Origin of the sequence: Inquilinus sp. (assembly GCF_039594555.1) — a bacterium.
Taxonomy (GTDB): Bacteria; Pseudomonadota; Alphaproteobacteria; order DSM-16000; family Inquilinaceae; genus Inquilinus.
Map to the genome: position 1 here is coordinate 1 of NZ_JBCNNF010000384.1, position 6,568 is coordinate 6,568.

Here is a 6,568-nt window from a genome sequence, read left to right on the forward strand (position 1 = left end):
CGCTGATGCGGGTGTCGCCGGGCGCGTAGGGAAAGGCCACCACGCCGTCGGTGTTGCCGACATAGAGCGTGTCGCCGAGCAGTGCCATGCCGAAAGGCTGGTTCAGCCCGCTGAGGAACACCTCGCGGGTCTCGGCGACGCCGTCGCCGTCGGCGTCGCGCAGCAGGGTGATGCGGTTCGGGCTCTCCCCCACCGCGGCGGCCCGCTTCATCGTGCTGACCATGGCGTAATCGAAGACGGAGCGGATGCCCCCCGGCACGCTCAGCGCCTCGGCCACCAGCACGTCGCCATTCGGCAGCACATGGATCCAGCGCGGATGCTTCAGGCCGGGCGCGAAGGCGTTGACCCGGAGCCCGGGCGCGGCGACCGGCGTCTGCCCGGCGGCCCAGCCTTTCGCGGTCGGCATCTTCAGGGTCGGAATGGCGCCCTGGGGCTTCGCCGCCGGGATCGCCGGCGCGCTGCCGAAGGCCGGCGTCTGCGGGCCGTCGTTCCGGTGCCGCACAAAAACCGCCCCGGCGCCGACCAGCGCGACCACCCGGGCGAAGATGCCGGACAAGCTCATAGCGTTCCCCATAGGCTTGGACATGAGCGACACGAAGCGCCTCGACGCCGGCGCCGCCGATCCGTCAGGGTGCCGGCATGCCGTGAGGGCGGTTTGCGGAATGCGGAATCGAAGATAAGCCGGACAAGAATGGGGCGGAAGACGCCCGGTGTCGAGGCGCCGGTGCGACGACCGCTTCCTCAGGTCGCAACCGGCGGCGCGCCGATCAGCCGATAGAACGCCGCCGCGTCCGGCGGCCCTTCCGGCCAGGCGGGGACCGCCGGGTCCAGAATCAGCCAGGGCTGCTTCCGCTTCGTCCACATATGGGCGACGACGACCAACCGGTCGCTGTCGTCGAAGCCGCCGGCCCGGATGATGACCAGGCCGCGGCGCGCGCTGTTGGTGTTGCAGATCCGGGTGAAGCAGACGGGGCAGGCGACCTGGTGCGAGATCCGCCGGCCGTCGGCGCTGGGCAGGTCGAACCGGCCGACCGGGCCGGTGCAAATGAAGCGGTCTGCTGCCACCACCGCCTGCTGGCTGAAGGCGCTGCCGGTCCAGGTCTGGCAGTCCAGGCAGTGGCAGGCATAGGTCAGCGGCAGGCGGTCCGCCTCCAGCCGCCAGCGCACGGCGCCGCAGCGGCACCCTCCCTCAATTCCGGCCAATGCGGCCTCCCATGTGATCCCGGCGGCGACAATGCGGAATCGGGGCGGGGAGGGGAATGGCTTCCGGTGCCAGAAAAGATTTTTCGCAGGCCCTGTCGCATCGGCGGCGTTGCCATTCGTCTTCAGCTCAGCGCACCGAACCGCACCCGATGGAGGGAACCCCGATGCTCCGCAATCTTCTTGTCGCCATCACCCTGCTGGCGGCCGGCCCGGCCCTCGCCGATGCCGAGAGCCACCGCGTCGCCGTCAACGGCATGCAGATGTACTACGAGGTGTCCGGCAGCGGCGACCCGCTGGTGGTGCTGCACGGCGCCTATATGAGCATCCCGGCGATGGGCGGGATCATCCCGAAGCTGGCCGAGACCCGCACGGTCTATGCCATCGAGTTCCAGGGCCATGGCCGCACCACCGATATCGAGCGGCCGATCACCTATCCGGCGCTGGCCGACGACGTCGCCGCCTTCATGGACGCGGTGAAGCTGCCGAAGGCCGATGTGTTCGGCTATTCGATGGGCGCGGCCGCCGGCCTGCAGCTGGCGATCCGCCATCCGGAGAAGGTGAGCAAGCTGGTCGCCGCCTCGGCCGCATACGATGCCGAGGGTTGGCAGCCGGCGTTCCGGGAGTTCATCCCGCAGATGACGGTCGAGATGTTCACCGGCATGCCGGTCTTCGCCGACGCCTACCGCAAGCTGGCCGCCAACCCCGACGGTTTCCCCGAACTGGTGCGCAAGCTGATCGCTCTGGAGAAGGAGCCGATGGCCTGGGGCGACGACGTCAAGGCGCTGAAGACCCCGGTGCTGATCATCACCGGCGACGCCGACGTCGCGACGCTGGAGCATTCGGTGGCGCTGTTCCGGCTGCTCGGCGGCGGCGGCATGGGCGATATGGGCCAGCCGCTGCCGGCCTCGCGCCTGGCGGTGCTGCCGGCCACCTCGCACACCGCGGTGATCGGCCAGGTTGACCTGCTGATCGCCGTGATCGAGCCTTTCCTCAAGAGCGAGACGCCGAAGGGCATGTTTGAGTGAGGGAGGGGCGGGGGGAACCCCGCCGGGTTGCACGCGTAATGCGACTCCCTGTGGCCGGAACGCTTCTGTAACCGGCGGGCAGCCACCGTAGAGGCTGCCTGCGCCGCGCATCGGAGGAATGATGGCCACCGAATACAAAGAGCACGAGATCGGAGAACACATCCGGATCTTCGAGCATCCGCATGGCGGGAATGTCTGCATCATCACCGCGCATGGCGGGTACGAGAAGGCCAACACGCTGTTCCGGCTGTCCTCGCTCGGCGAGGGGCTGAGGGTCTGCTTCTACAACCCGCATGGGACGGTGCTGGCTGATCCCGGGCTGCAGGCCTACAACCGGCAGCTGAAGGTGGTGGAGGAGTTCCCGCGGGACGGCGATGAGCTGCCGGATTATATCCTGACCAAGTATCAGGGTCGCCATTCGAAGCCGTCGCTGTTCAAGCCACCGGCCGAGACCTACGATTCGATCCGGGCCCATATCCGGCAGGAAGAACAGGTCTGGGAAGACCTGTCCGACCCCACGGTCATCGCGCAGGATCCACGGCTGCAGCAGGTTCTCGACAACATGCGGTCCTGCCACATCGTGACCATCCGCAACCGCTTTGCGGAGCCGGACATCAAGCTGCAATCGGTGATCCGGCAGGTGGTCGGCTTCCAGGGGCTGACCATCCGGGAATTCCACTGCATGTTCTGCCGCAGCCTGATCGGCTATCCGTGGAGCCCGTCCCAGCCGACCTACGTCGCCACGAAATAAGGCCTGTCCCGCCGCTAGGACGGCCGCGACGCGAAGCGCTGCTTCGCTGCCTCCGATGCCGGCATGTAGAGGGACACGGCATTGCCTTCCGGGTCCCGGAGCTGGAATGTCGCATTGCCCCACGGCATGGTCTTCAGCTCATGCACCAGGGCGACCTTGTCCTTCAGGCGGGCATAGTCGGACTGGATGTCCTCGACCTGCAGCTCGATGATCAGGCTGCGATTGGCGGCCGGTGCGGCGCTGCCCTCCCGCCACAGCGCCACGGTCTCGGCGGCGCTGATGGCCAGGGTGGCGCCGGGCATGACGATCTCCGCGAAGACCGGCGCCAGCCATTGCGCCTTGATCCCGGTGACCATCTCGTAGAACGCGACCATCGGGCCGATCTCGGCGGCGATGATCCTGACCGATGCGAATTTCATGGGAGACCCTTTGTGTCGTCGGCCTTGCCGGCCGCCGGGATCTTGTCGCACAGCCCTGCTGCCACCATCCTGGCAGCAGGAGTCAGCATGATGCGCCGAGCCGACCGTCTGTTTCAGATCGTCCAGATCCTGCGCCGGACGAGTGCCCCCGTCACGGCGGCGGCGATCGCGGAAGAGCTCGAGGTCTCGAAGCGCACCGTCTACCGTGATATCGGCGACCTGATCGGCCAGAGGGTGCCTATCGCCGGCGAGGCCGGGTTCGGCTACCGGCTGGATCCGGGCTTCGACATGCCGCCGCTGATGCTGACGCCCGACGAGATCGAGGCCGTGGTGCTGGGCGCGCAATGGGTGGCCGGGCATTCCGATGCCCTGATCGCCACTGCCGCGCGGGACGTCGTCGCCAAGATCGCCGCCGTGATTCCGGAGAGCTTACGGCCCTTTATTGCCGAGCCGAGCATCGGCGTCAGGCCGGTCTTGGCGCCGCCGACCGAGACCGTCGACATGGCCGGCATCCGGCAGGCGATCCGTGCGGGCCGCAAGCTCGAGCTGCGATACCGGGCCGAGGCCGGGGAGGTCACCGACCGGATGGTGTGGCCGGTGATCCTCGGCTATGCCGAGACCAGCCGCCTGCTGGTGGCCTGGTGCGAGCTCCGGCAGGGGTTCCGGCATTTCCGCACCGACCGGATCCTGGAAGCCAGCGTCTCCGACATCCCCATCGGCCTGCGCGCCGGCGAGCTGCGCCGCCGGTGGCAGGCTTGGCGCGAGCAGCAGCTGGCGGAGCGGCAGCCCGGTCGGGGTTAGAGCGGAATGAATCGAGGTCGGGTCACGTCAGCGCAGCTGAACGTCGAGCGTCTCTCGTGCTGCCTCTCCCGCCTGGCGGGACCTTTTCGCAACGCTGCCATTTGGGCCGGCCTATCTCTTTCATCCTCCCCCTCCCCTTGCGGGAGGGGATAGGGGGAGGGGTATTGGCGCCGATGGAATTGATGCTGAACATCGCCACCGGCCTGGCAGAAATCCCAGCCAATTCCACACCAGCGCCTGTCATCAACACCCCCTCCCCCTGCTCCCTCCCGCGAGGGGAGGGGGGGAGTGTGGAAAACACGCGTCGGTCCAGGTGCTCGAATTCCGGAAAGGTCTCTCACGCTGCCGCGATGCGCCGGCCCTTCAGCTCGAAGCCGCCGCCGTCCAGCCGGTGCAGGGCCGGGGCCGCGGCCAGCAACTCGCGGGTGTAGTCGTGCTGCGGGTGGTCGAACACCGTGTCGCGCGGCCCGGCCTCGACGATCTTGCCGGCCTGCATCACTGCCACCCGGTCGGCCACCTGCTCTACCGCGCCGAGGTCGTGCGATACGAACAGGCAGGCGAAGCCGTAGCGGTCCTGCAGCGCCCGGAACAGCTCCAGGATCTGCTTCTGCACCGTCATGTCGAGCGCCGAGACCGGCTCGTCGGCGATGACGAAGGCGGGGCGGCGGATGATGGCCCGGGCGATCGCCACGCGCTGGCGCTGCCCGCCCGACAACTGGTGCGGATAGCGCCCGGCGAAGTCCCGCGACAGCCCGCAATCGGCCAGAGTCTCGGCCAGCCGGTCGGCCTTCTGCTTCGCATTCATCTCCGGCGCCAGCCGCAGCGGCTCGGACACGATCTGGCCGACCTTCATCCGCGGGTCGAGCGAGGAGTAGGGGTCCTGGAAGATCATCTGGCAGTTCAGCCGATGGTCCCGCGCCGCTTCGCCGTGTCGGTTCCAATGCACGTCCTGGCCGCGGAACAGGATCCGGCCGGCGCTGGGCTTCAGCAGGCCGACGATGGCGCGGCCCAGAGTGGTCTTGCCGCTGCCGCTGCCGCCGACCAGCGCCACCGTCTCGCCCGGATGAACCGCCAGGCTGACCCCGTCCACCGCCCGCTTCGGCGGGGTGCGTGAGAACAGGCGCTGCCGGCCGGCATGGTCGATGGTGACGCCCTCGACCGCGATCAGCGGCGCGGACCGGTCCACCGGCGGCCGGGCCGGCCCGCGCTTCGGCAGCGCGTCCAGCAGCTTGCGCGTGTAGTCGTCGCGCGGGCTGAGCAAGACTTGTTCGGTCGGCCCGCCATCGACGGCGCGGCCGTGCTGCAGCACCACCACATGGCGGGCGTAGCGGGCCACCATCGCCAGGTCGTGGCTGATCATCAGCACGGCGGTGCCGTTCTCGCGCGTCAGCTCGACCATCAGGTCCAGCACCTCGCGCGCCACCAGCGTGTCCAGCGCCGTGGTCGGCTCGTCGGCGATCAGCAGCGCCGGCTTGGTCAGCATCACCGAGGCCAGCATGATCCGCTGCCGCATGCCGCCGGAGAATTCGTGCGGATAGGCGGCCAGGCAGCGCTCCGGATCGGCGATGCGGATGCGCTCCAGCATCGCCAGGCTGCGGCGCCGGATCTCGGCATCGTCCAGCCGAAGATGCAGCTTCAGCGCCTCGGCCATCTGCCTGCCGATCGGCATCGCCGGGTTCAGCGACACCATCGGCTCCTGGAACACCATGCCGATGCGGGCGCCGCGGATTTTCCGCAGCGCCTTGGGCGTCAGCGCTGCCAGGTCCTGCCCGTCGAAGCGGATGCGCCCGCCGATCCGCTGCATCGGCGGCGGCAGCAGGTCCAGCACGGCCCGGGCGGCCATGGTCTTGCCGCTGCCGGATTCGCCGACCAGCGCCAGCATCTCGCCGGCCGGCAGGGCGAAGCTGAGGTCGTCGACCACCACCGGGCCGCCGTCGCCGGCGCGGATGCTCAGATGCTCGACCGAGAGGAGGGGGCTCATCGCTGCATCCTGGGGTCGAGGTGGTCGCGTATGGCGTCGCCGAACAGGTTGATGCCGAGCAGGGTCAGGGAAATGCACAGGCCGGGGAAGATGCCGAGCCAGGGCGAGGTGCCGATATAGGGCCGGCTGGCGGCCAGCATGTTGCCCCAGGTCGCGGCCGGCGGCGGCACGCCGAGGCCGAGGAAGCTCAGCGCGCTTTCCGACAGCAGCACCCAGCCGAACATGCTGGTGGCCAGCACGGTCAGCGGCGCGATGCAGTTGGGCAGCACGTGCCGGGCCATGGTGAACAGCTCGGAATTGCCCATGATCTGCGACGCCTCGACATATTCGCGAATCACCTCGGGGTGCGCATTCGCGGGGGCCGTCGCGAAGCCGCACCGCAGCATCA

Annotated in this window: 7 protein-coding genes and 1 pseudogene; 3 read left to right on the forward strand and 5 right to left on the reverse strand. The window is 68.8% G+C overall.

Features of this window, described 5'->3' with window-relative positions; all coding sequences use genetic code 11:
* Positions 1-562, reverse strand: a pseudogene (locus ABDW35_RS29230) (sorbosone dehydrogenase family protein); the annotation flags it as partial.
* A 179-nt stretch (positions 563-741) separates the two neighbouring features.
* Positions 742-1,203 carry a GFA family protein gene (locus ABDW35_RS29235; RefSeq protein WP_343717369.1) on the reverse strand — a complete coding sequence of 154 codons (462 nt, stop codon included), beginning with the start codon at positions 1,201-1,203 and terminating at the stop codon, positions 742-744.
* 164 nt (positions 1,204-1,367) lie between these two features.
* On the opposite strand from ABDW35_RS29235, the gene ABDW35_RS29240 reads away from it, so the two are divergent.
* On the forward strand, positions 1,368-2,228 hold the full coding sequence (locus ABDW35_RS29240; protein ID WP_343717370.1) for an alpha/beta hydrolase: 861 nt from the start codon (positions 1,368-1,370) through the stop codon (positions 2,226-2,228).
* A gap of 118 nt (positions 2,229-2,346) precedes the next feature.
* Entirely contained in the window at positions 2,347-2,979 is a 633-nt protein-coding gene (locus ABDW35_RS29245; RefSeq protein ID WP_343717371.1) for a putative adhesin, read from the forward strand.
* A 14-nt stretch (positions 2,980-2,993) separates the two neighbouring features.
* On the opposite strand, the gene ABDW35_RS29250 is transcribed toward ABDW35_RS29245, so the two are convergent.
* Positions 2,994-3,398 (reverse strand): VOC family protein, encoded by a 405-nt coding sequence (locus tag ABDW35_RS29250; RefSeq protein ID WP_343717372.1) that lies wholly within the window; start codon positions 3,396-3,398, stop codon positions 2,994-2,996.
* Between the two features lie 87 nt (positions 3,399-3,485).
* Between ABDW35_RS29250 and ABDW35_RS29255 the strand changes: the two genes are divergently transcribed.
* Entirely contained in the window at positions 3,486-4,199 is a 714-nt protein-coding gene (locus tag ABDW35_RS29255) for a YafY family protein (protein ID WP_343717373.1), read from the forward strand.
* A gap of 337 nt (positions 4,200-4,536) precedes the next feature.
* Here the strand turns inward: ABDW35_RS29255 and ABDW35_RS29260 are convergent, their stop codons facing one another.
* Both ABDW35_RS29260 and ABDW35_RS29265 read right to left on the reverse strand, forming a co-directional pair.
* Complete coding sequence (locus ABDW35_RS29260) at positions 4,537-6,180, reverse strand: ABC transporter ATP-binding protein (RefSeq protein ID WP_343717374.1); 1,644 nt, start codon at positions 6,178-6,180, stop codon at positions 4,537-4,539.
* On the reverse strand, positions 6,177-6,568 hold a 392-nt coding region (locus ABDW35_RS29265), incomplete at its 5' end, for an ABC transporter permease (RefSeq protein WP_343717375.1). The genes ABDW35_RS29265 and ABDW35_RS29260, both read right to left, overlap by 4 nt.

Coding starts and splice junctions, on each gene's coding strand:
- ABDW35_RS29260 (WP_343717374.1), bottom strand. CDS start 6,180: ATGAGCCCCCTCCTCTCGGTCGAGCATCTGAGCATCCGCGCCGGCGAC.
- ABDW35_RS29250 (WP_343717372.1), bottom strand. CDS start 3,398: ATGAAATTCGCATCGGTCAGGATCATCGCCGCCGAGATCGGCCCGATG.
- ABDW35_RS29240 (WP_343717370.1), top strand. CDS start 1,368: ATGCTCCGCAATCTTCTTGTCGCCATCACCCTGCTGGCGGCCGGCCCG.
- ABDW35_RS29245 (WP_343717371.1), top strand. CDS start 2,347: ATGATGGCCACCGAATACAAAGAGCACGAGATCGGAGAACACATCCGG.
- ABDW35_RS29255 (WP_343717373.1), top strand. CDS start 3,486: ATGATGCGCCGAGCCGACCGTCTGTTTCAGATCGTCCAGATCCTGCGC.